The sequence below is a fragment of the Bacillus sp. CH_48 genome, from assembly GCF_038008465.1.
GTDB lineage: Bacteria > Bacillota > Bacilli > Bacillales > Bacillaceae_G > Bacillus_A > Bacillus_A thuringiensis_S.
The window spans coordinates 5,519,251-5,542,378 of the sequence record NZ_JBBOZF010000001.1 but is presented as its reverse complement, the minus strand read 5'-3'; the positions used below and the strand labels follow the sequence as shown (position 1 = coordinate 5,542,378).

The following is a 23,128-nucleotide window of genomic DNA, read 5'->3' as shown; positions in this document are numbered from 1 at the left end:
TTGGGAAACGTAGTAGTAAAGTTAGAGAATGTTCGAAAAAGGATTGGTAGAACGGAAATTATTCGTGGTTTATCATTTGAGGTTCGTGAAGGAGAAGTATACGGATTCCTTGGGCCGAACGGTAGCGGTAAGACGACGACGATCCGTATGATGACAGGTCTTATTTCAATGACAGAGGGCGATATTACAATTTGTGGACATAGTATTCGCTCGGAGCGTGAAAAGGCACTAGAGCAAATTGGAGCGATTGTAGAAAATCCTGAACTATATGATTATATGACAGGAATGCAAAACTTAAAGCATTTTGCGAACATGGCCATCACTCCAATTAGTAAAGAGCGCATTGCTGAGATTGTAAAGCTTGTTGAATTAGAGCATGCGATTCATAAAAAGGTGAAAACATATTCACTTGGTATGAAACAACGTTTAGGAATTGCACAGGCATTACTTCATCAGCCGAAAATCTTAATTTTAGATGAGCCGACAAATGGATTAGATCCAGCTGGTATTCGCCAAATTCGTGATTATTTACAACGTTTAGCGAAAGAAGAGAATATTGCTGTAATCGTATCAAGTCACTTATTGAGTGAAATTGAATTAATGTGTGATCGCGTTGTTATTATTAAACAAGGTGAGTTTGTACAAGAGTACAACTTACATGAAAAAGTGAAACATGATGAGGCAGTCGTTGTAGCGTTTGAAGTAGATGAAGTTCAGAAAGCGAATGAAATCATTAAAGGTAAAGCAAAAGGGAATGTAATTGTAGCATCTTTAACAAAAGACAACATTCCACAAATTGTAAAAAAACTTGTTCATGCTGATGTGCTTGTATACGGAGTTACTGTTCAAAATAAAACGTTAGAGGATGAGTTCTTAGCGATTACTGGGGGAGTGAAAGCGTAATGTTTAAATTAATTCAAAATGAATTTTTAAAGTTGCATGCGAAAAAAGGTATGTATATTTTAATTGGTGTCATTGCGGCACTCGAAATTTTAGGTACTTTAGCAATGTTGAAGTGGGGAAAAGGTGATGAGTTTAAGGGATCATATTTAGATTATGCAAACTCAGAGATTGGCTTAATTGTTTTATTTACAACGATTTTTGGGATCACACTTGCTGCCCGTACTCTTACTGATGAGTTCCAAAAAGGTACAATTAAACAATTGTTAATCCGTCCAAGAAAAAGACTTGCAGTTTTATTTTCTAAATATATTACAGTGTTATTAGCAATGTTATTTATCGTATTAGCTGGTATGCTAATTGCAATGATTATTGGCGGTATTGTAATGGATGGTAGTAAAACAGAATTAACGTTAGGAATCGTAATGAAGTCCACTTTATATCAACTACTTTCACCGTTCTTTTTTGCAACACTTGCATTTTTCCTAGCAAATGTCTTTAGAAAGTCTGTATTACCATTAATTATTACGATGTTCCTATTCTTCTTACAAGGTGCAATTAACATGGTATTAATAATGTTTGCAAAAGGTGTAGCGAAGTTTGTAGTATTCAACCATTTGGATTTAAGAGCTTACGATAGTAATAAATTAATCAATGGTGGAATGGAACCAACATTTACAGAATTTACGTTTACAACTTCATTATTACTTGTAGCTGCATACTTTGTTGTGTTACTTGCAGCATCAAGTGCATTATTCCAAAAACGTGACGTATTATAATAAAAGAAATCCCCGCTTGTAAAAACGGGGATTTTTATTACATAAATTTCACTTGGATTGCAACTTGAAGAACAGCGATATGGTATTTTAAGAGCTATGCTGTTTGAAATGATTTGAGAAAAATAGGAAGGATTTCAACTATATTCATATTATAATTTAGTTATCCTGCTATTTATAGGGAAAGGATTGCCTATAAAGTACTGATTAAAGTTTTATTTTTACTATCTTTGGGGGTGTTCTATATGCACTATGCATTTTCACGTATAAGGCTACGTAGCTTTTTTGGATGGATGATTATAGGGGTGTTCCTTATAATGATACCATTAGGTCTAGCAAATGTTTCTGAGAATACGATGGAGGTTATTTCACAAATAACTGTATTTTTTGTATTTCCGTTACTTTGGCTATACGTAAAAACAAATAAAAATAATGTTGTATTTAACAGTTTTTTTGATAAGCCAGGACGTTTATCTTGGGGATTAATTGTATTAGCAACGATAATGGGGATGATTTTTTCAGTTGGCATATCTCAGATTCAATTTTACATATTAGCACATACGTTACCGAATTTCTTAGTTACTATGCTAGAAGACGGAAATGTTATTAATACGAGTAACGTATATATGACGATATTTACTTTCATTTCAGCATGTGTGTTAGCACCTATTATGGAAGAGGTTATTTTTAGGGGATTTTTCTTACAGCGAATGGCTCATAAATGGGGAATTAAAAAAGCTGTAATTATATCTTCAATTATTTTTGGCCTAGGACATTTTGATGTTATTGGTGCGTTCATGTTTGGTGTCGTTATGTGTCTTTTATACATAAAGACAAAAAATATATGGACGAATATAGCTGTGCACGCTCTAAATAATTTGATTGCAACAAGTATGCAATTTTTCGGTGGAGAAGAAAGTGGTACAATCTCAATTACTGAATTACAAGCGCAAAGTAATTTATGGATTGGTATCGGTCTTACGATTGTCGGATTACTTTGGTTAATTCCTTACATTTGGAAACAATGGCGTACAGTAAAAGAAGTTGGCGTGCCACCAGTACGGTTTATAAATGAGCTAAAAGTATTGAGTGCATCACAAGAAAATGAAGTGTATAGTCAAGTGATCATAACCGATAGATTGATGGCCATAGAGTTACCAGATGAGGTTGTAAATAAGCTTCGGTTAGAAGAAAATGATTATGTAACAGTATCAGTAGAAGAAGATAAAATCGTTATAAAGAAAGCACATAATAGATAATTAAAAAGTAGCTCCTTAGGAGCTACTTTTTAATTTGTAATAATTTCCACACGGAAATTATTACCGTTCTTTACATATTTAATATCTGTAACAGTGCGGACCGTCTTTAAAATCTCCACTTTTTCACCAATTCGCGGGATGGTTGGAACATTGTCCCAAATACCAAGTAAGTCATCTAATTGTGCCGTTTTTTCATAAAACCAGATTTTCAATGTAAAGCCCCTTTCTCGAACTTTATGTATTTTAATACATAATATATTATTTTTATTCTTATTGTAAGGGGTTTTTTTATATTTTATGAATAAAAATAAATTAATCTTCTGGGAAGATATGTTCAATATCAGGAGTAAGAGATACTTCTGATAATACGATATGAGAAACTGTCGTTGCATATGAAGAAACATCATTGATAAATTCTTCAAGTTCAACGAGTGAAGGAACAGAAATTTTTACAATGTAGCATAAGCTTCCTGTTACTCGGTAACAAAAACTTGCAGATGGATAAGACTGAATAAACTGTTGCATACGTGTTGTATCACCATTTTTTAAAGTGATTTCTAAAATACAATCTAAAACTAGTCCTGCTTTTTTATAGTCGATATCGATTGTATATTTTTGAATAACGCCTTCACTTTCAAGTTTACGAACACGTTCTGCAGTAGACGGAGCAGATAAGTTTACTCGTTTCGCCAATTCACGCATAGAAAGGCGACTATCATTATATAATTCATTTAAAATTTTTCGATCAATACGGTCTAGTTGCATTTGTAAATATACCTCCAGTAAAATAATGATTTTTGTAAAGGGAAAATATAAATTAAGATTCATATGAAATGTAAAGTGAACGTTATTTATTTTACAATAAAACAGAAGGAAATAGGAGGGGAAATGATGGAGAGAATTTCATTATCAAATGTAGGAGATACAAAGTTTCAAAAGTTATTAGGGCATAATTCGGATATATTACATTCGTGGAGTACGTTAGAGGATACACTGTACAATAAAGGAATTCTTTCAGCAGAGTTGAAGGAGCAAGTGAGAAGAACATTAGCGTATGGGAATGAATGTCCGTACTGTATGGCAAAGGGAAGACCTGATGATGTGCAAAAGGCAGAGGAGATTGGTGTAGCCGTTACTTTTGCGCATACATTTGTTCATGACCGAAAAGCGATAGATGATACTATGTTTCACGCATTAAAACAATATTGGACAGAAAAAGAAATTGTAGAGCTTTGCGCCTATGTTTGCTTTATTACTGCGTCACAACAACTTGGTTTTCTATTTCAATTACAGCCAAATTAAGGAGGAAATGATGACAAATCAAATAGCACTTATCATAATCGATGTACAAAAGGCATTTCAATTACAAGATTGGGGCGAGAGAAATAATATTTTTGCTGAAGAAAACATGAGAATTTTGTTAGCAGAATGGAGGAAAAGGAAACGACCAGTTTTTCATATTCAACATGTAAATAAAGAAGATGCTCGGTCAATGTTTTATGAGAGAGGGGAAACGGTAAACTTTAAAGAAGAAGTGCAACCACTACCTGGTGAAGTGGTTATTCAGAAATTCGTTAACAGCGCGTTCATTGGGACGAATTTAGAAGAGCAATTAAGAGAGGACAAATGTAATGCAGTAGTAGTTGTAGGATTAACGACAAATCATTGCGTGGAAACTACGACACGAATGGCAGGGAATTTAGGATTTACAACGTATTTAGTGAGTGATGCAACGGCTACTTTTAACCGTAAAGGTTTAGATGGTAAAGAGTATAGTGCAGAAGATATTCACAATATGACACTTGTAAATTTACATGAAGAGTTTGCTACGATTGTGACGACAAAAGAAGCATTAAAATTATTTTGAAAAAATAATTGCGAATTATGTAGAAAAAAATAAGAATATTTCGTATAATCTAAGTACAATCATTTTGAAATAGGGGTGGCATCATATGGAGCAAATTTCAGTAAAGAAATTAGAAGAGGTACTTGTTGTAGCAGGGGATGATAAACAGAAGCAAAAGGAATTTTATGAATTGCTCTTATCTACTGAGTTTTATGTTGCTGGTTCACTAGAAGCAGAGGACGGGGCAACAGAAGGAATACTTCGTTTGCGTCATTTCCAAGGAGAAGGTAGATGGATCGTTCCGTTCTTTACACAAATGGAATTTGTAAAAGATGTGTTGCCAGAAGGAACGCCCCTTATTACGATACGTGGGAAAGAGTTATTTGGTAGCATTGAGAAAGATGCTACAGCTGTATTAAATGTTGGCACTGATATAAGTAAAACATTTATTCCAGAAGAAATTGCAGATATCGCATCTGGACGAATTTTTAATTATTATAAGTAAAAGGAAAAGCGTAATCGCTTTTCCTTTTTAATTTGAACATGGAGTGGCTATACCAGAAGAAATAGAGACTGTTTTATTATTTGTGTTTATTGTCGCTGTAGCTCCAAGTGGAATACCGATGTTTGGACTTATATGTCCAATTGGTAAACCGAATAGGACAGGTATATGATATGGTGCGAAATATTCATATAATATTGTTTGCAATGATTGAGATGGCTTTGAAGGAGTGCAGTCGTGACAACTTGTGAAAATAACGCCCCTGCATTCATTAAACTTTCCAGATAAAAGTAGCTGATTTAACATACGGTCAATGCGGTACGGTTCTTCACCAATGTCTTCAAGTAATAAAAGTGTATTGTCCGTATTTATCTCGTAGGGCGAGCCAATTATACTTGTTAACACAGCTAAATTTCCTCCAACTAACGTACTTGTAACTGTACTGTGAGAGCTAGGTACGATACATTCTGATGCACATAAAATGGTTGAATACGGATGGAATAGCTGATTAAAAGAGGATAAAGATAGGGAATCAATACCTTTTCCTAGTTCTTCAATCATCGGACCATGAAATGTTATAAGCTTTGCATAACGTGAAACAGCAGTATGTAAAGCTGTAATATCGCTATATCCCCAAAAGATTTTTGGATTCTGCCTAATAACTTCATATTGAATGTGAGGAAGAAGACGAGCACTTCCATAACCACCTCGTGCACAAAAAATTGCCTTCACTTCATTATTTGTAAATGCTTCATGTATATCGTCAAGCCGAAATTGATCACTTCCGGCTAAAAATCCATATTTCTCGTAAACACTCTTCCCGATTATTACGGATAACCCCATCTCTTGTAATACATTCACACCTTTTAATACATTTTCGATTGTAGGTGGACCAGATGGTGCAATAATCATTACTGTATCACCTTGTTTTAATGCATTTGGATAAATCATTAAGCTCAGCCTCCTTATCTTTCAATATATTCGCTTCATATGAAGTTCAACCCTTGCAAAAGCAGGGGAAAGCTTATCAAATAAAGAAGATATAAGGGAAATAGGAGGGAAAATGATGTTTACAAGTCGAGTAACAGACATATTAAAAATTGAGTATCCCGTTGTTCAAGCCGGTATGGCAGGCGCGATTACGACGCCAGAACTCGTTGCAGCAGTAAGTAATAGCGGAGGATTAGGGACGCTTGGAGCGGGCTATATGAGCCCAGAACAAATTTGTGAAGCGATTTATAGAATAAGAGAACTAACAGATAAGCCTTTCGGTGTTAATTTACTTGTAACGAAAGAGATACAAATAGAAGAAGAGAAGGTAAATGAGGCGAAAGTATTACTAAGCGGAGTGAATAGAGAATTAGGTATAGAAGTAGAAGGAACGTTAAAGCTTCCAAAAAGCTATAAGGAACAATTACAAGTGCTATTAGATGAAAAAGTACCGGTCGTTAGTTTTGCATTTCAAACGTTAGAAAAAGAAGAAATAAATGATTTAAAAAGAAGTGGAATAAAAGTTATCGGAACAGCTACCCATGTGAAGGAAGCGAAAGTACTTGCCGAGCTAGGAGTAGATATTATTATCGGACAAGGTAGCGAAGCAGGAGGGCATAGAGGAACGTTTATTGGGAAAGAACGAGATGCTATGATTGGTACTTTTGCGTTAGTACCTCAGTTAGTAGGGGCTGTTCCGCATATCCCAATTGTCGCAGCAGGTGGTGTAATGAACGGACAAGGGCTTGTTGCGGCATTGGCACTAGGAGCAGAAGGTGTTCAAATGGGATCGGCCTTTTTAACAAGTGAAGAGAGTATTACGCACGATGTGTATAAAGAAGCGGTTTTACATAGTACAGATACGAGCACAACGGTAACTCGTGCGTTTTCCGGGAAATATGCACGGGGTATCCGGAATGAATTTATAGAGAGACATGAAGGAAAAGAAGAAGGGCTTCCGATGTATCCAGTGCAAAACGTATTAACTTCTAAAATACGCCAAGAGGCAGCGAAGCAAAATAAGGAAGAATATATGTCACTTTGGGCAGGACAGGCAGCATCGTTGGCACGAATCGAATCAGCTCAGCATGTAGTGGAGCGAGTTATGAAAGAAGCGGAGAATGCAATCGAGCAATTACAAAATATATACAAAAAGACCACTTGAGTAATTCAAGCGGTCTTTTCATTAGTTTGCTTTATAAAATTGTTGGATGGCTTCGTCGATGTAAACCCAGCCTTTCCAACCTAAGTGCATATGATCTTTTAAGAAGTATTTATCGTATTCATGATTTGAGAAGTCGGCAATTGGATAACCAGCTTTTTCGATTTGCTCATGAACTTTCTTATAGTATGCTTCGCGGCGTTCTTTCGGGAAGCCAGCGTAGTCGTACCAAGGACCTTTGACAGGAACAGAAATGAAGAGCGGTTTTGCACCAGATTGTTTTAATAAATCAAGTACAATTTGTAAATCTTCATATTCTGGCGATTGGTCATAAGCATCATTTTTTAAGTAACCTTCACGTTGCTTTAATTTTTTCTTAATTTTGCTATTGAAATAATCATCTTCAATACCGTATTCATTAGATCCAGATTCTACTGCACCTGTTTGATCCGCATGTTTACGAGCCTCTTCCCAGTTCATTTGTTTTAATGAAGGATCAAGCTTTTCTTTGTGCGGTTTAATATTAAACATAGCTGTAAATAAATCTTTACGATCTAAAATGTTACGATAAATATAAGCGAAAGGTTTAGCAGCAAGTGCTTTTACTTTATACTTCGTATCATCATAAGCAATGCCTTCAAGCGAAATTTTTAATAAAGTTTCTTTTTTTACAATCTCAAAGTTTAATAAACGCTTTGCAATTTGTTTTTTCATTTCAGGTTTTAAATCATTGTTGAAAATGAAATGGTAACCTTGTTGCTTTGAAAAGTTAGGTGCAAAGTGCGTTTCATCAATACCTTGTGGTACAAACCATTGCGGAGAAAGAACGAATACCATTTTCTTATCTTTCAATTGATCCATTGTAGATGCGAAGTTTAACACATGTACAAGGTCTTGTGTTCCGCCGCGTCCAAGAAGGAATGGTGTGAACCCTTCAGGCTTTACTTTAAAATAATTAGATGGATGGAAAGCATCCATACGTGCGAATTCCGATGAACCGTACATCGGAAGATATTTTGGATTTGCTAACATCTTTTGCTGTAAAATCATACTTTGAATTTTTTCTTCTTTTAAAGAAGTAGCAGCTTGTTCTACTTTTTCATCACTTAAAAGTGGAAGTAGGAAGCGCGTTGGAATAAGTAAGAATACAGCAAAAAGGGCCAATGCTAAAAGCATCGGACCAAATTTTGCTTTGTTCATCGGATTTCTTCCAACTTTTTAATAACCATGTTTGGTGTAGCCCACTCGTCACGGTCAAAATCAGAAATAGAAACTTCAATATCTAAACGCTCTTGGAATTCAACTAATAAAGATACTACAGCGAAAGAATCAAGGATACCTTCTTCAAATAATTGAACATCTAAGTTTTCTTTCACAATATCGTTTTCACATACTTCTTCTAAAATATCTAATACTTGCTCTTTGAATTCTGCCATTTTTAAAATCTCCTTTATATCCGAAATATATTATATGTGCAACTTCTTAATGGAATAAGAAGGGTGCATTAAAAGTATCTGTTAAGGTGTCCAGAGAAGATTAGGAAACCGAAACATACAACGTGGAACGTAATTACAATCGCAAGGATGCGTGTAAATTTAGTGTTTGGCCAAAACTTATGCTTCTTGTTTTTTCGTTCGAAAATATCGAATAAAATAAACAGTGCGGCATGATATAGACCATAAATAATATACTGCGCAACAGCGCTTCCTTGGATATGCCAAATTCCCATAATGAAAAAGTTTAAAAATGCACCGATATACGAAATTGTGTAACGGTTCTTAATTAACTTTTTCTTCGTTGCAAAAAAGACGAAACGCATGTAAATAAAATCACGGAACCAGAATGATAAACTCATGTGCCAGCGGTTCCAGAAGTCTTTAATATTACGACTAAGGAATGGCTTATTAAAGTTTTCTGGCGTTTTAATTCCCATCATATAACTTACACCAATTACAAAAGAGCTATAACCAGCAAAATCAAAGAATAGATATAAGCTATAGCTATACATGTAAATCATATTTGAAAAGATTGTATCGTGTTGAGCGAATGCTGGATCCATACAATATTGCTTTATTAAGTAAGCAATAATAAATTTATACAAGAAACCTTGGAAAATACGATTTAGTCCTGTATATAGTAAATTTTGATATTCTTCAGCACTAGGCGGCTTTTGAATATCTTTTTGGAATCTTCGGTAACGATCGATAGGTCCTGTTGAAATCGCAGGGAAGAATAAAACGAATTCCCAGAAGTTAAAGAAAGAAAGCTCTTTAATTAAACCATCACGAACTTCAAATACCATTTGAACTGCTCTGAATGTTACGTAAGATATACCTAGAAAAACAACAAGTTTTAACTCAGGTAATAACGATGCAAATGGTGCGATTTTTGCCAAAATAAGAGGCAAAATCGATAAAATAACAGCTATGCAAAATGTGAATGTACTATTATTTTGTTTTCTTAAAATTAAATAGCCTTTAATAAGGGCATATTGCCAAATAATAAATGCAGCTAACATCATTGCTTGCTTTGGTTTATCTGAGAAGATAATAGCAAGCATGACTAATGTTAAAACGGCATTATATTTACGCAACATTTTACCTTTTAATCCAGCTATGATAGTAGGTATTAATAAAATGCCCACTATAGCGAAAAAATAAAATGATCCATATGCGGTCATGCTGTAACCTCACTCAATAATTTTTTGCGATCTACCTTTCCATTTGGTGTCATTGGAATAGAAGATTGATACATGAATTTACGTGGAATCATGTAGTTTGGTAATCGCTCATTGAGTTCTTTTTTGATTGCAGATGTTAATTTGAATTCTTTTTCAAACGAATGCTCTCCAGGAACAACAACCGCTAATAAATAATCGTATTTCTCACCTTTTTTAATTGGAACGATAACTGCTCCCTCAACGTAAGAACACGCACGAAGGTGATGCTCAATTTCTTCTAATTCCATTCGATAACCATGCAGCTTAATTTGGAAATCAAGACGACCATTATAGAATAGAAGACCATTTTCTACATAGCCAGCATCGCCTGTTTTATAGGCACGCTCACCGTCAATCATAGTAAATGCTTTTTCTGTTAATTCAGGGCTTCCTAAGTATCCAACGCTTACGCTTGGACCGACAATTACGATTTCACCTTTTTCACCATCAGGTGCAATCGTGCCATCTTCTTTCATAATAAGAAGGCGACAGTCTGATTTACAATAGCCAACTGGAAGTGATTTGTATTGATCAAGTACTTCTTCTGTAACGTGAATACCTGTTACAGCGACAGTAGCTTCTGTTGGACCGTACGTATTCATAATTGTTGCATTTGGGAAACGCTCAATTAATTTTCTAGCTACTTCATTTGGTAACACTTCACCGCAGAATAAGAATGTTTTCATGTTCGGTAGCATATTCTCAGAGAAAGAAGCTTCCATTAAACACATCTCTGCGAAAGATGGTGTCGAAGTCCATACTTGTATATCCGATTGCTCTAAAGAAGCAAACAAGTCTTTTGGACGTGCAATCATATCTTTATCGATTGCCCAAAGTGTACCACCTGTTACTAATGATGGGTAAATATCCATGACAGATAAATCGAATGAGAAAGGTGCTTGGTTTAAGAATACTTGCCCTGTTTGTAAGTTAAAATCTTCTACAGCCCATTTTGTAAAGCTAACAAGGCAGTTATAAGTAATCTGAACCCCTTTTGGATTACCTGTGCTTCCTGATGTGTAAATAATGTAGAAGTTCTCATCACCTTTTACCGCATGTTCAGGATTTGGAGTGTTCCCTTTATGAGTAAAGAAAATATCTTTTAAGTTGTCTTCACTTACGATGCGAACTGGTAAATCAGTTACAGTTACTGCTGCTGCCGATAAAAGTAATTTCGCACCAGAATTTTCAGCGATACGTTGTACACGATCAGCTGGGATAGATAAATCTACAGGAATATAAGCATGTCCAGCTTTTACACATCCTAAAAAGTTAATAATCATTTCAGGTTGCATATGGCCATACACCATAATTGGTGAACGATCATCTGGATACGCAGAAGAAATCCAATGTGCTAACGCATCAGAATCTTCCTTTAATTGTTTGTACGTAATTTTCGCATCTCGCCAAACAAAAGCAGTTTGATCAGGCGTTTCAATAGCCCACTTTTCAATTAGTTCTAATAACTTCATAACGTTCCCACCCTAGAATTCATTGTAAATAAATGTACTTGTGTTTGTATCATGGAATCCATACAACCAAAGTAATGCAAATAAAATTGCAAGATAATAAACCGTCTTTGCAACCCATTGTGTGAGTGGTCGAGACCATATCTCTTTTAATCTTTCCATGTCTTTCCCTCTCTTAATGAAATAATAGCTCTTTGTAGGTATCATGTCCTACATTATTGTGAAAAAAACAAAATCCCACATTTTAGGTAAAAATAAGTCAAAAGGCTCTTTTCTGATATTAGCACTAAATACTAAAAAAGAAAATCCCTAACTTAGCAATTATATTACATTCAGCATGAATTTGTAATGGGTTTGATATGTAAATAGGAAGTGGATTGTGTGAATGTATAAAATTGCCCTGAGAGAATGTATAGAAATGCAATATTTGTTTGCATTTTTTCATAGTTAATGTATGAATTCCTAAAGTTTCTTAAAAGGAGGAATCTCTAATGACGAGGGTTTGGAAGGATCTTATTTCAGAAGAAAACATTATAAAATGGAGACGACATTTCCACAAGTATCCGGAATTATCATTTCATGAAAAAGAAACTTCGCAATTTATATATGATACATTATGCTCGTTTTCTTCTTTTGAAGTAACGAGACCGACGAAGTATAGTGTACTAGCAATTAAAAGAGGCGTGAAGCAAGGGAAAGTGATTGCGATTCGAGCTGATATAGATGCTTTACCAATCCAAGAGGAGACAAGGAAATCTTATACGTCTGTAAATAAAGGAGTGATGCATGCATGTGGGCACGATGCTCATGCAGCTATTTTATTAAGTACAGCAGAGATGTTATCAAATATGAAGGAAGAGTTTGTAGGGGAAATTCGTCTATTCTTTCAGCATGCAGAAGAAGCATACCCTGGTGGTGGACAAGAAATGGTCGAGGCGGGCGTTATGGACGGTGTTGATTATGTAATAGGTTTACATGTTATGTCTGGATTGGAGCGCGGAAAGATAGGTATTGCGTATGGGCCAATGATGGCAGCTCCAGACGTATTTACAGTTGAGATTCAAGGCAAAGGAGGACATGCAGCGCGGCCAGAAGAAACGATTGACCCTATTGCTATCGGAGCACAGATTATTACAAATTTACAACATATCGTATCAAGAAATACAAGTGCTTTCATGCAAAGAGTCGTTTCAGTTACGCAGTTCCATGGGGGAATGGCTGATAATATTATTCCAAGTACAGCAACTTTAATGGGAACTGTACGTTCTTTTAATCAAACATTAAGAATAGAAGCGGAAGAAAAAATTGAGAAAATCGTGAAAGGAATTACAAAAGCACATGGAGGAGATTATACATATACGTATCGATATGGATATGATCCTGTTATTAATGATGAATATATTACGAAAGTAGTAGAAGAAAGTGCACTACATTTGTTTGGGAATGAGCGTGTTGTTAAGCTTGAACCTTCTATGGGTGGGGAAGATTTTTCAGCATATTTAAGAAAAGCACCCGGTTGTTTCATTAAATTAGGAACAGGTAATGAAAATATATATACTTGTTATCCACATCATCATCCGAAATTTGACGTGGATGAATCAGCATTAATTTGTGGAGTGGAGCTATTCTTAGAGACTACTATAAGATTACTAAAATCATAGAAAAACAAAAAAAGGCAACTGCGCTCTATCGCAGTTGCTTTTATTTCTTTCCGTCAGAGAGGGCTGAGAAAGAACTATGCTCATTTATAGTATATGAATAGCTAACGGACAAGCTTGTACATTTTAATCATTTTTTTTAAAATAGTTGTTGACATTGATAATCAATGTCAATTAATCTAAATATAGTTGAAATTGATAATTATTATCAATAGGATGGATGCGACATGTTAATGAGAAAAAAATTTCACCTTCTACGGAGGGGATTAAAAGATAAAAATAAAGATGTTGATCAGCATATGGAATGGCAACGAAATGTAATTCGGTCTGAATATGTAGATGAGAAGAAGAGCATTCAAACAGAAAAAGAGATACAAAGTAAAGGGAGAGGTTCAGTTGAGTAAGTTAGTAATGATTTTTGCAAGTATGAGTGGAAATACAGAGGAAATGGCTGACCATATTGCCGGCGTAATTCGTGAAACAGAAAATGAAATTGAAGTTATTGATATTATGGATTCACCAGAAGCTTCTATATTGGAACAGTATGATGGAATTATTTTAGGTGCATACACATGGGGAGATGGTGATCTTCCTGATGATTTCTTAGATTTTTATGATGCAATGGATTCTATTGATTTAACTGGGAAAAAAGCGGCCGTATTCGGATCATGTGATTCGGCTTATCCGAAATACGGAGTGGCGGTTGACATTTTAATAGAAAAGCTACAAGAGCGCGGAGCAGCAGTTGTGTTAGAAGGACTAAAAGTAGAATTAACGCCAGAAGATGAAGATGTAGAAAAATGTTTACAGTTTGGAGCTAAATTTGTAAAACACCTTTCTTAATGGCAGAAGGGAGCTGAAGAGCAAGTGCATGAGAAAATCTCAATCAAAACGATGACAGATTATCATTTGTATGATTTTATGCGGTGTCCGCATAAATTTTATTTTCGTCATATAAAAAGAAGAGAACCTTCTTCATTTGAATGGCAACAAATAGCGCAAATGATTGTGAATCAAATTATTAACGAGTATTACACGCTACCTGCGGGTCAACAAACGAAAATTGTACTTTTAATATTAATAGAAAAGTATTGGAAAAAAGTAAGGATTAATATGTTTGCTTCGAAGACGGAGTACTATATTGTATTAGCGAAGCTAACGGATCACTTATTACAGTTTGTTGAAAGGGATGATAGTCAGACACCACCATTGTTTTTATACGAGAAGTTTCAAACATATATGGAAGAGTTAGGTGTCCACATGTCATTGACATTTGAAGTTGGTGAGTGGAATGCTGAGTCGTTTGTAATTAAAAAGTATGTTGTCGATGCGGATGAGGAAATGCTTGCTCTTTGTCAGAAGCTAATGACAGTATTCAGTTATAAAGCTTTCGGCGTTCTTCCAGGAAAAATTGAAGTTATTAATTTAATAGAAGGAACTAAGTATGAGTACATTCCGAAACAGGAAGATATTATAACTGGAATGGCTGATTTATCTAGAATGAAAGAAATGTTACAGCAACCTGAGCATTATACTGAGCGTCATTTTCGTTCTGAGTGTATAAGTTGTGCGTTTCGTAGTGAATGCCAAAGGGAAGAAGTAAAGAAAGAAGCGAAACAGAAGAAAAATATAGTTCATTAAAGGATGCAACTTTGCATCCTTTTTTGTTATTGACATGAAAAGCTTTTCATCATTTACGGTATATTTGTAGCAGATTTTAATAAAGTGAAACTTTAATCAGTGGGGTTTTGTTCATCACCCACTGATTATTAGCCTTAACCAATCGGGCTTTAACGGGCAGCCCGATCCCCACCTAACTTCTTTGCTTCCGCTGAATTTTGAGGTGGGGGTCTTACTGCCCGCAAATAGCGGGATAAAGGGAGGAATAATCAATGAAAGATGAAACGAAAGTATTTCAATGGTTAAAAGAACAAAATGCTCCTTTTGAAATTCAACTGCAAATCTTACAGGCATTTCAATTGTATAAAGTTATTGTTGAAATGGATAAAAAGTTAATGATGTATGAGGAAAGAGTATACAGGGAGAGAATGTAATCTCATCCCTGTAATATCGTTTTTAGCTGTTCTGTACTTGTAATGAATTCGAGTTCATTCTCTGACTCAAAGTTATAAATAATATTATGTAGTAAAGGACTGTATTGATAAAAGGTAGTAATGCGGTGAATGAGTAATGGATCATGATGAGAAATAAGTGTACTGTACTGTTCATATACAGATGTAGTAAACTCATGTCCGAAATCATAATATAGTCCTGCAAAATCAAAAGCAGGATCGCCAATTTGCGCATCACCAAAATCGATAACACCTGAAATGCTTTTGTTCTGCTTGTTAAATAAAATGTGATGATGTGTAAAATCAGCGTGAATGATTGTGTTTTGAAAAGTGGATGTAGCTAAACATGCAAAGAAATTTTCAAATAAGCGATTTAAGGCTAGTTTCTGTAATGAAGTAAGGTTAGTAGTGAGATATTGGTTTAATTTTGTTTGTAGCTCTTTCCAGTAGGTACATGTTTTTCTAATAGGGAAACATAGCGTTGTAACTTGGTTTAAAGGAATACTATGTAGTACCGCAAGGAAAGTAGCTAATTTTGTAATAATTGCTTTCAGCTCTGTATCCTCCAGCGTGGCAATTGTTTCTGTTTTTAATGGTTCACCATGAATGAGAGTATAGTAACTACAAAGAGGAACCTCATCAGATTCATTTTTATAAATTAGGTGATATTGTGGAACTTTGATTTCTTGTAGTGATTGAGTGAGAATTGTGCATAGTTCTTTTTCTAACGGAATTCGCATTGCATATTCCTGTTTTCGCGGGAAACGAAACAGTAGCTCATCATTTACTATAACTGCTACATTATCCCATCCTCCTTTATTTTGTTTATATGAACGTATAGAAAGATTAGGCAAAGCTTCTTTTATATAATGTTTGTAAGAGTCCATAATTGTTCCTCGTTTCTGAGTTAAGTTATTCTACTTTATGATATCAGAATTTTCTTTCTATATGTTAAAATATAGCTATCATTATGAAGAAGGGCGGGAGTATTACGAAAAAAAGATTGTTAATCATTTCTCTATGTATCGCTTTTGTATTGTTTTGGTCATATAAAGAGAAGGTTTTTGCTACCTTTAAACCGATTGATCAGTACGAGTTAAATAAGGAATTAAAGAACAAAAGTATAGAAAATTTAACTCATAATGAAATGAAAAAGGTAGGAGAGCATTTTGTGACCGAGCAACTATCAGTGTTTGAGTTTACTAATAAAGAAGATGTGAAACGAAAAGGTGAAGAACTATTTTTAAATAGAGGGTATGAACAATTAATGGGAAATTATTATCCAAATCGTTTTCAAGATTTAGAGTATAAATTTACAAACGAGGAGATACGTGAAGAGACCGATGAGAGTTTTCTTTATCAAGCTGTAGCGTACGTTGCGGGTACTGAAAATGGTAAGAGAAGCAAAATGAAATTGAATTATGAAGTGAAAATTGTAAAGGTTAATAATATATTTATGGTGCTAGAACAAAAGCAGCGCGTACAATAAAGGAAATTCATTGCTCAATAGAACATTTGGGGGTGTACTACTTAATGCGGAATAAAAAGGCCCTCAAGGAATCAAGGGCCTTTAAAGATTTTCATTTTGTTGACCAAGTTCTTTTTGAGCAATATATAAATTTCCTTGCTCGACTTGTTTAAGTGTATGAACAGAATCTCCTGCATATCCTTTTTGTGTTTTAACAGTTCTTTTTGAACGATTGGAATTTTGTTTCTTCATATAATAGGCACCTTTCATCAAAAATAAACGAAAATGATAAGTATGAGTAATACAGCAGCGAAAATGGTAATGCCCATTAAAAACGAAGTGTTTTTATATTTAGGTGGCTTATGTACATCTTGCCGATATCCAGGTGAAATTTCAGGGGCAAATTCTTCATCGAATGATTGCTTTTTTTCTTTGTCGTCCATATGTACCCACCTTTCTTTTTCATTATATTACACGTTACAAGAAAAAATATGCATAAAGAAAACAGCCGCTTTATTATTAGCGGCTGTTTTGTGTTGCATATTTTCGTTGTACTTGAAAGAGACGGATAAGTAGGAAGGCAGCGCCAAATGCTAGACCGATAATAAGACCGATCCAATAGCCTTTTGCGGCCCATTCTGTATACGTTGCTAGTATGTAACCTAGTGGTAGACCTATTATCCAATAAGCAATTAAAGTCATAATTAGAGCAACATTTACATCTTTATAACCACGCAGAGCTCCTTGTACAGGGGTTGCAATTGCATCTGAAATTTGAAATAAAATCGCAAAGATAAGAAATTCTTTTGCTAAATGATGAACTTTTGCATCTGTCGTATAAATAGAAGCAATTTGATTATCAAAGAAGTAGAGAAGAATCGAATATAATAAAGCAAAGGCAAGGGCTAATCCAATTCCAATCAGTCCGTATTGTTTTGCATTATCGTAACGTTTTGCTCCGACTTCGAATCCGACTGCAATAGTCATTGCCATTGCTAAACTTAGCGGAGTCATATATAACAAGGAAGCAAAGTTCATAGCTGCTTGGTGAGCTGCAATAGTTGTCGTACTAAAATTACTCATCATAAGCGTTACCGCAGCGAAAATACTTGTTTCAAAAAAGATAGCAAATCCGATAGGGACGCCAAGCTTTAAGAATGCTGTCCAACTCGAAAGAGAAGGACGATATAATTGTTTGAAAATGTTAAAAGAGGCAAAAGGCTCTTTCGTCTGAATAATAATGACTGTAATAATTAAAATGCACCAATATGTTGCAGTGGAAGCAATTGCTGCTCCGACACCACCAAGCTTTGGGAAACCGAAGTTACCAAAAATTAATAGGTAATTTAATATTACGTTAATTGGTAATGATAGTAATGTAATAATCATCGTTGTTCGAGTTTTTCCTAATGCATCAATAAATCCACGTAAAACAGTGTACGTGAATAAAGGTATAATTCCTATTGCGATAATACTTAAAAATTGAGCTGCAATTCGTTCCACAGGTTCTTCTAAGCGCATGCCGTTTAAAATAGGTGAAACGACGAAGAAACCGATGAGGATAACAACGAAGCTAGCACAAATTGCTAAATAAACTGCTTGTATGACAACGTGGGGAACGTCCTCTTTTTTCTTGGATCCAACGAGCTGTGCAACAATGGGAGTAGTAGCCATTAAAATTCCTGTTAATCCCGTACTAACTGGAAGCCATATACTTGTTCCAATTGCAACACCTGCTAAATCAGTTGGACTTGCATGTCCTGACATTGTTGTATCAAAAAAACTCATCGCAAATAATGACATTTGCGTTACGAAAATCGGAAAAAATAGTAATACAAATTGCTTTAACTTTTGTGAGAATGAAGTAGTTTCTTTCATAAAATCCCCTTTCCGTATAAAAAAACAAACTCTTACTATCATACAATTTAATCAAAGATTAGAAAAGAAATACGCGCCTACAACATATGAAACCAATAAAAAAAGGATGCACTTTGAAAAGGGATAAGGTATTATGATAAGGTGTGAAAAAATTACATATTATTTGTTATTAAGGAGGCACTACTTGTGGCTGATTGGTTAATTGGTTTAATCATGGGTGCTGTTGAAGGGTTAACAGAGTTTCTACCAGTATCATCAACAGGACATATGATTTTAACAGGACATTTAATTGGATTTGAAGATGAGAGAGCGAAAGTTTTCGAAGTTGTTATCCAATTGGGATCGATTTTAGCAGTTGTTGTTATATTCTGGAAGCGTCTATGGTCGTTAGTTGGAATAGGAAAAGTAACAGACGGACCATCGTTAAATTTATTACATATTATTATCGGGATGATTCCTGCCGGGGTACTTGGCGTATTATTCCATAGCACTATTAAAGAGGTTTTATTTGGTCCAGGACCAGTTGTTATTAGCTTAGTAGCCGGTGGTATTTTAATGATTGTTGCTGAGAAGTTTTCAAAACCAAGTACAGCAAGAACGTTAGATGAAATCACATATAAACAGGCATTTACAATTGGAATGTTCCAATGTTTAGCTCTTTGGCCAGGGTTTTCTCGTTCTGGTTCTACAATCAGTGGTGGTTTATTAGCTCGCGTGTCGCATACAGCGGCAGCTGAATATACGTTCATTTTAGCGGTACCGATGATGGTAGCTGCAAGTGGGTTAGATTTAATTAAAAGCTGGGATGTATTAAGCTCAGCAGATATAACGCTATTTGTAACAGGATTTGTAACTGCATTCGTTGTTGCGATGCTTGCAATTGTTTCATTCTTGAAATTATTATCTCGTGTAAAACTAACACCGTTCGCTTACTATCGTTTCATTTTAGCTGCGGTATTCTATTTCTTCATTATGTAATAAAAAAACCTGCCGAGCTCGGCAGGTTTTTTTATTTTACTATTTTTTCCACCATATTTTCCATTACATGCTCCCAAAGAGAAGTATCATCAGCTAATGTAGCACGGAAATTAGCATACATTTCTTTTTGTTTTTCTTCGAATGTTGGATCTTCTTTTTCAGGTAATGTAGCGCGCATTGAAGTTACTAATTCTTGTACTTTTGGAGCGCGTGGTCCAAAGACGGCTTGTTCATTTCCATCTTTATCAATGAAAATAAAGATTGGAATCGCACGTGCTGTTCCATTTGTTAAATATTGATCCATTAATTCTAAGTTTTCATCGCGAATTAATAAACTCATATCAATATTTGCAACTTCAGAAATTCGTTTCATAACAGGTACGCATAAAAGAGCATCACCACACCAATCAGCAGTTAATACGATAACACGCCAGCCGTCATTTTGACGTTCTTCTAATACAGGAAGTAATTCATTTGGAATTAAAAAGTTATTGTAAATGTGTAGTAGCTCGTATTGGTTTACTTGCATTTCATTCACATATGTATCAAAGGACATACCTTTATCAGCCCATTGTTGTAAGTTCATAATTAACACCTCTTTAGTAAGATTTGCTTTCATTGTACCAATTTTTATATAGAAAAGCTTGTATTCTTACTCTTTCTCGTCACTTAATAATTTATTTAAGAGGAAAAAGAATAGTACGACACATAATTCAGCTGTGTTGGACATTTGTACGCTTTCTATCCAATTATCAGCAGTATGAATGACGAACCAATCTAGTGTAATTTCAATGAATGAGAAAAGAGTAATAGAAATCCAATTTGGCATGTTTTGTGTCAGTGGATATAGCAGCGCTTTGAAGAAACTGAAGATGAAAAATGTAATACTGTCTAAGAAAGTGATTAATAAAAAAAAGAGAAGTAACGCAGTACGTGAACTATACTCTATACCTGTAATTTGAAAGATTCCTACATATACAAAAAATATAAATGCAAAAACGATAATGAGAAAAAGAGCAATAATACTAGTGATAATCGTTTTATCTTTTAGGCTGAGATTTGAGAATTTCTCCTCCTCATGCATTAAAATACCCCCTTTTTCTGGAAGTTAACTTCATTTTATCATGAAATACCTATTAAAAAACTACGAATTATGGGAAAATAAGGTGACAAAAAGTAAGATTTCATGTAAAATTATTAATAAGGTTTTTATTTAACTAAATGAAATAAAAGGAGCTGTCAAAGTTGTCTCAAAATCGAGAGCAATTAATGGAAGAACTATCGACAAATGTGTTTGCTATGTTTCGCACATTGCGTAATGATATCGGAAAAATATTCGGTGGTTACATACCGTGGAATGAATTCATCGTCCTGAGAATATTAAATCGTACGAATAAAGAAATGGTATCGCGTGTAGCAAATGAATTAAATGTGTCGAATAGTCATATTACAGCTGTTACAGAAAAATTAATTAATAAAGGTTTTGTAACTCGTTCACGTTCTACATCGGATCGCCGAGTTGTGTATTTAGAGATTACAGAACAAGGGAAAGATTTAGTTGCGAAAATGGAAGATGCGAAAAAACAATATTTACAAGAAAGATTCTCTGCACTTTCAGAAGATGAAATGAGTGTAATGATTTCGATTTCCAAAAAACTTATTTAAGTGATTATAAACAAGAAAACGCTTACGTGATGAAAAAGAAGATCTTCCTTATATATGGAAGGTCTTCTTTCGTGTGTAGTAGATGTTAAAAAATAAAATGTGTATGAAAAAAGATAGAGCGCCATACTACTAATACAAGGAAGGGAGGGAGAAATATGACGAATCGTAACGGTAGTAAAGGGAGCGGTAATCAAGGATCACCAAAGTCCGGCCAGTTTAATCAGGAATTTAGCACTGAATTTGAAACTGGTAATGATAATAAAGGGAAAGAATATCGTTCGAAAAAAGGAAGTAAATCAAAAAAGGAGTGAATATATTCACTCCTTTTTTGATTTAAGATGCTGCCGATTGATCAGTATTATATTTTTCTTCTGATTTTGCGACAATCATTGCACAAATTGCATCACCAGAAATGTTTACAGCTGTTCTTGACATATCTAGAATACGGTCAATACCAATAATTAAAGCGATACCTTCTACTGGTAGATTTACTTGATTTAAAACCATTGTAAGCATTACAAGTCCAACACCTGGTACACCAGCAGTACCAATACTAGCTAGTACAGCAGTTAATACGACCATAGCTAATTGCGGTAATGTAAGTTCAACTCCGTATACTTGAGCGATAAATACAGTTGCTACCCCTTGCATAATAGCGGTACCATCCATATTAATCGTTGCACCGAGTGGTTGTACAAATGAGCTGATTGCTTTTGGAACTCCAAGCTTCTCTTGTGCGGTTTTCATTGCAAATGGAAGAGATGCATTAGAGCTAGATGTGCTAAAGCCAATTGCCATTACCGGTCCGAAATGCTTAAAGAACCGGACGATACTTTCTTTTGCTAATACCTTTAATAGGCCGCCATATACAAAGACCCCGTGAATAATGAGTACTAACATAACGACAATCATATACTTGAACATCGCAGCGACGCCTGCAAGACCCATTTTACCAACGGATGAAGCGAGCAAACCGAATGTTCCAATTGGGGCTAATTTCATAACGAGATTAACAAGATACATCATTAATTCGTTGCCCTGTTCAAGTAATGAATGGATACCTTGAACTCGTTTTCCTAAAATAGCTATACCGAGTCCAATCAATACGGCAAAGGCAATGATTTGTAACATGTTTCCGTCAGCCATTGCTTTTGCTGGGTTATCTGGTACGATATTTAGCAATGTTTCGACGAAAGATGTTTCAGTTTTTGCACCTTCATACTTAAGACCTTCTGTTTTAAAATTACCGCCAGCTCCTGGTTTTATAATAAGTGCAAATGTAACCGCTATAGAGATGGCAACCGCAGTTGTTACGAGAAAGAATGAAATTGATTTTAAACCGATTCTTCCAAGTTGTTTCGGATCTCCAAGGCCGGCAGCGCCAAGTACGATAGAAATGAATACAACAGGAACAACTAGCATTTTAATAAGGCGAATAAACAATTGACCAATTGGGTTGAACACATATTGATTTAGTGGCTCAAAGATAGATGGAGCGGCTAAATTTAGAGTGAGTCCAACAACTAGACCTAGAAATAATGCGATTAAGATTGCTTTTGTTTGTTTCAATAAAATCCCCCCTTTTGTTTTTGCGAAAGTTCTTTCTAAAGTAATTATACTGAAAAAATACCTAATTTAACAATATTTTCTGAATTTTTTGTTTTTTATTTAAGTGTAGATAGACTGATTTTGTGTTTGGAAAATAAAATAGACCATCACATAGGATGGTCTAGGGAAGGGGACAATTTATGTCAATTTAATTAGGGATGGAAGCTGCTTTAAGACA

At 34.9% G+C, this 23,128-nt stretch carries 31 protein-coding genes; 16 read left to right on the top strand and 15 right to left on the bottom strand.

What is annotated here, in order from left to right; genetic code table 11:
* From N2V92_RS28020 to N2V92_RS28010, 3 genes are all read left to right on the top strand, one after another.
* Window positions 1-903, top strand: coding sequence for an ABC transporter ATP-binding protein (locus tag N2V92_RS28020; RefSeq protein ID WP_044797920.1), 903 nt, complete (start codon window positions 1-3; stop codon window positions 901-903).
* Entirely contained in the window at window positions 903-1,679 is a 777-nt protein-coding gene (locus N2V92_RS28015) for an ABC transporter permease (RefSeq protein WP_000475426.1), read from the top strand. The genes N2V92_RS28020 and N2V92_RS28015 overlap by 1 nt, the downstream gene beginning before the upstream one ends.
* Window positions 1,680-1,921: 242 nt before the next feature.
* Window positions 1,922-2,935, top strand: coding sequence for a CPBP family intramembrane glutamic endopeptidase (locus N2V92_RS28010; protein ID WP_000558811.1), 1,014 nt, complete (start codon window positions 1,922-1,924; stop codon window positions 2,933-2,935).
* 29 nt (window positions 2,936-2,964) lie between these two features.
* Here the strand turns inward: N2V92_RS28010 and N2V92_RS28005 are convergent, their stop codons facing one another.
* Window positions 2,965-3,147: a DUF3913 family protein gene (locus N2V92_RS28005; protein ID WP_000707107.1), complete on the bottom strand. Its 183-nt coding sequence runs from the start codon at window positions 3,145-3,147 to the stop codon at window positions 2,965-2,967.
* A 100-nt stretch (window positions 3,148-3,247) separates the two neighbouring features.
* The gene (locus N2V92_RS28000; RefSeq protein WP_170264804.1) at window positions 3,248-3,700 is read right to left on the bottom strand and encodes an Lrp/AsnC family transcriptional regulator; all 453 of its coding nucleotides are present in this window, start codon (window positions 3,698-3,700) and stop codon (window positions 3,248-3,250) included.
* A gap of 126 nt (window positions 3,701-3,826) precedes the next feature.
* On the opposite strand from N2V92_RS28000, the gene N2V92_RS27995 reads away from it, so the two are divergent.
* The 3 genes from N2V92_RS27995 to N2V92_RS27985 all read left to right on the top strand — a co-directional run bounded on the left by N2V92_RS27995 (window position 3,827) and on the right by N2V92_RS27985 (window position 5,286).
* Window positions 3,827-4,237, top strand: coding sequence for a carboxymuconolactone decarboxylase family protein (locus N2V92_RS27995; RefSeq protein ID WP_000439752.1), 411 nt, complete (start codon window positions 3,827-3,829; stop codon window positions 4,235-4,237).
* A gap of 10 nt (window positions 4,238-4,247) precedes the next feature.
* On the top strand, window positions 4,248-4,802 hold the full coding sequence (locus N2V92_RS27990) for a cysteine hydrolase family protein (protein WP_000184442.1): 555 nt from the start codon (window positions 4,248-4,250) through the stop codon (window positions 4,800-4,802).
* 85 nt (window positions 4,803-4,887) lie between these two features.
* Window positions 4,888-5,286 (top strand): SseB family protein, encoded by a 399-nt coding sequence (locus tag N2V92_RS27985; RefSeq protein ID WP_000435265.1) that lies wholly within the window; start codon window positions 4,888-4,890, stop codon window positions 5,284-5,286.
* A 27-nt stretch (window positions 5,287-5,313) separates the two neighbouring features.
* On the opposite strand, the gene N2V92_RS27980 is transcribed toward N2V92_RS27985, so the two are convergent.
* Complete coding sequence (locus N2V92_RS27980) at window positions 5,314-6,234, bottom strand: S66 peptidase family protein (protein WP_000640061.1); 921 nt, start codon at window positions 6,232-6,234, stop codon at window positions 5,314-5,316.
* A gap of 115 nt (window positions 6,235-6,349) precedes the next feature.
* On the opposite strand from N2V92_RS27980, the gene N2V92_RS27975 reads away from it, so the two are divergent.
* On the top strand, window positions 6,350-7,438 hold the full coding sequence (locus N2V92_RS27975) for an NAD(P)H-dependent flavin oxidoreductase (RefSeq protein ID WP_000495272.1): 1,089 nt from the start codon (window positions 6,350-6,352) through the stop codon (window positions 7,436-7,438).
* A 21-nt stretch (window positions 7,439-7,459) separates the two neighbouring features.
* On the opposite strand, the gene dltD is transcribed toward N2V92_RS27975, so the two are convergent.
* From dltD to N2V92_RS27950, 5 genes are all read right to left on the bottom strand, one after another.
* Window positions 7,460-8,635, bottom strand: a complete 1,176-nt coding sequence (gene dltD, locus N2V92_RS27970) for a D-alanyl-lipoteichoic acid biosynthesis protein DltD (RefSeq protein WP_001030287.1) — start codon at window positions 8,633-8,635, stop codon at window positions 7,460-7,462.
* The gene (dltC, locus tag N2V92_RS27965; protein WP_000807310.1) at window positions 8,632-8,871 is read right to left on the bottom strand and encodes a D-alanine--poly(phosphoribitol) ligase subunit DltC; all 240 of its coding nucleotides are present in this window, start codon (window positions 8,869-8,871) and stop codon (window positions 8,632-8,634) included. The genes dltD and dltC overlap by 4 nt, the downstream gene beginning before the upstream one ends.
* Window positions 8,872-8,939: 68 nt before the next feature.
* Window positions 8,940-10,115, bottom strand: a complete 1,176-nt coding sequence (gene dltB / locus N2V92_RS27960) for a D-alanyl-lipoteichoic acid biosynthesis protein DltB (RefSeq protein WP_000127955.1) — start codon at window positions 10,113-10,115, stop codon at window positions 8,940-8,942.
* Window positions 10,112-11,626 (bottom strand): D-alanine--poly(phosphoribitol) ligase subunit DltA, encoded by a 1,515-nt coding sequence (gene dltA, locus N2V92_RS27955; protein ID WP_000770495.1) that lies wholly within the window; start codon window positions 11,624-11,626, stop codon window positions 10,112-10,114. Before dltA ends, dltB begins: the two co-directional genes overlap by 4 nt.
* A 12-nt stretch (window positions 11,627-11,638) precedes the next feature.
* A complete protein-coding gene (locus N2V92_RS27950; RefSeq protein WP_000440293.1) occupies window positions 11,639-11,785 on the bottom strand; it encodes a teichoic acid D-Ala incorporation-associated protein DltX in 147 nt (48 codons plus the stop codon).
* Window positions 11,786-12,114: 329 nt separating this feature from the next.
* Between N2V92_RS27950 and N2V92_RS27945 the strand changes: the two genes are divergently transcribed.
* The 5 genes from N2V92_RS27945 (at window position 12,115) to N2V92_RS27925 (ending at window position 15,335) form a co-directional block, all read left to right on the top strand.
* Window positions 12,115-13,284 (top strand): amidohydrolase, encoded by a 1,170-nt coding sequence (locus tag N2V92_RS27945; RefSeq protein ID WP_000199091.1) that lies wholly within the window; start codon window positions 12,115-12,117, stop codon window positions 13,282-13,284.
* Window positions 13,285-13,508: 224 nt separating this feature from the next.
* Window positions 13,509-13,685 (top strand): hypothetical protein, encoded by a 177-nt coding sequence (locus tag N2V92_RS27940; RefSeq protein WP_000929009.1) that lies wholly within the window; start codon window positions 13,509-13,511, stop codon window positions 13,683-13,685.
* Complete coding sequence (locus N2V92_RS27935; protein WP_000041154.1) at window positions 13,678-14,124, top strand: flavodoxin; 447 nt, start codon at window positions 13,678-13,680, stop codon at window positions 14,122-14,124. The genes N2V92_RS27940 and N2V92_RS27935 overlap by 8 nt, the downstream gene beginning before the upstream one ends.
* 24 nt (window positions 14,125-14,148) lie before the next feature.
* A complete protein-coding gene (locus tag N2V92_RS27930) occupies window positions 14,149-14,922 on the top strand; it encodes a hypothetical protein (RefSeq protein ID WP_000544580.1) in 774 nt (257 codons plus the stop codon).
* A gap of 251 nt (window positions 14,923-15,173) precedes the next feature.
* On the top strand, window positions 15,174-15,335 hold the full coding sequence (locus N2V92_RS27925) for a hypothetical protein (RefSeq protein ID WP_000651086.1): 162 nt from the start codon (window positions 15,174-15,176) through the stop codon (window positions 15,333-15,335).
* Between the two features lie 2 nt (window positions 15,336-15,337).
* Here the strand turns inward: N2V92_RS27925 and N2V92_RS27920 are convergent, their stop codons facing one another.
* Window positions 15,338-16,240, bottom strand: coding sequence for an aminoglycoside phosphotransferase family protein (locus N2V92_RS27920; RefSeq protein ID WP_000378990.1), 903 nt, complete (start codon window positions 16,238-16,240; stop codon window positions 15,338-15,340).
* Window positions 16,241-16,323: 83 nt separating this feature from the next.
* Between N2V92_RS27920 and N2V92_RS27915 the strand changes: the two genes are divergently transcribed.
* Window positions 16,324-16,842: a hypothetical protein gene (locus tag N2V92_RS27915; RefSeq protein WP_002083113.1), complete on the top strand. Its 519-nt coding sequence runs from the start codon at window positions 16,324-16,326 to the stop codon at window positions 16,840-16,842.
* Between the two features lie 81 nt (window positions 16,843-16,923).
* On the opposite strand, the gene N2V92_RS27910 is transcribed toward N2V92_RS27915, so the two are convergent.
* The 3 genes from N2V92_RS27910 to N2V92_RS27900 all read right to left on the bottom strand — a co-directional run bounded on the left by N2V92_RS27910 (window position 16,924) and on the right by N2V92_RS27900 (window position 18,699).
* Entirely contained in the window at window positions 16,924-17,073 is a 150-nt protein-coding gene (locus N2V92_RS27910) for a hypothetical protein (RefSeq protein WP_000744623.1), read from the bottom strand.
* Between the two features lie 17 nt (window positions 17,074-17,090).
* Window positions 17,091-17,264 (bottom strand): hypothetical protein, encoded by a 174-nt coding sequence (locus tag N2V92_RS27905; protein WP_000341062.1) that lies wholly within the window; start codon window positions 17,262-17,264, stop codon window positions 17,091-17,093.
* A 76-nt stretch (window positions 17,265-17,340) separates the two neighbouring features.
* Window positions 17,341-18,699 (bottom strand): MATE family efflux transporter, encoded by a 1,359-nt coding sequence (locus N2V92_RS27900; protein WP_000665558.1) that lies wholly within the window; start codon window positions 18,697-18,699, stop codon window positions 17,341-17,343.
* Window positions 18,700-18,885: 186 nt separating this feature from the next.
* Between N2V92_RS27900 and uppP the strand changes: the two genes are divergently transcribed.
* On the top strand, window positions 18,886-19,677 hold the full coding sequence (gene uppP, locus N2V92_RS27895; protein WP_000796263.1) for a bacitracin resistance undecaprenyl-diphosphatase: 792 nt from the start codon (window positions 18,886-18,888) through the stop codon (window positions 19,675-19,677).
* A gap of 31 nt (window positions 19,678-19,708) precedes the next feature.
* Here the strand turns inward: uppP and N2V92_RS27890 are convergent, their stop codons facing one another.
* Window positions 19,709-20,296, bottom strand: coding sequence for a thioredoxin family protein (locus N2V92_RS27890; protein ID WP_003260458.1), 588 nt, complete (start codon window positions 20,294-20,296; stop codon window positions 19,709-19,711).
* Window positions 20,297-20,329: 33 nt separating this feature from the next.
* Complete coding sequence (locus tag N2V92_RS27885; RefSeq protein ID WP_016097986.1) at window positions 20,330-20,761, bottom strand: regulatory YrvL family protein; 432 nt, start codon at window positions 20,759-20,761, stop codon at window positions 20,330-20,332.
* Window positions 20,762-20,922: 161 nt separating this feature from the next.
* Here N2V92_RS27885 and N2V92_RS27880 point away from each other — a divergent pair, with 161 nt between their 5' ends.
* Together N2V92_RS27880 and N2V92_RS27875 are read left to right on the top strand one after the other, a co-directional pair.
* Window positions 20,923-21,342 carry a MarR family winged helix-turn-helix transcriptional regulator gene (locus tag N2V92_RS27880; protein WP_000081433.1) on the top strand — a complete coding sequence of 140 codons (420 nt, stop codon included), beginning with the start codon at window positions 20,923-20,925 and terminating at the stop codon, window positions 21,340-21,342.
* 155 nt (window positions 21,343-21,497) lie between these two features.
* Complete coding sequence (locus N2V92_RS27875) at window positions 21,498-21,653, top strand: hypothetical protein (RefSeq protein ID WP_000184928.1); 156 nt, start codon at window positions 21,498-21,500, stop codon at window positions 21,651-21,653.
* Between the two features lie 22 nt (window positions 21,654-21,675).
* Here N2V92_RS27875 and N2V92_RS27870 read toward each other — a convergent pair whose 3' ends face one another.
* Entirely contained in the window at window positions 21,676-22,911 is a 1,236-nt protein-coding gene (locus tag N2V92_RS27870) for a dicarboxylate/amino acid:cation symporter (RefSeq protein ID WP_000814811.1), read from the bottom strand.
* Between the last annotated feature and the right edge of the window lie 217 nt (window positions 22,912-23,128).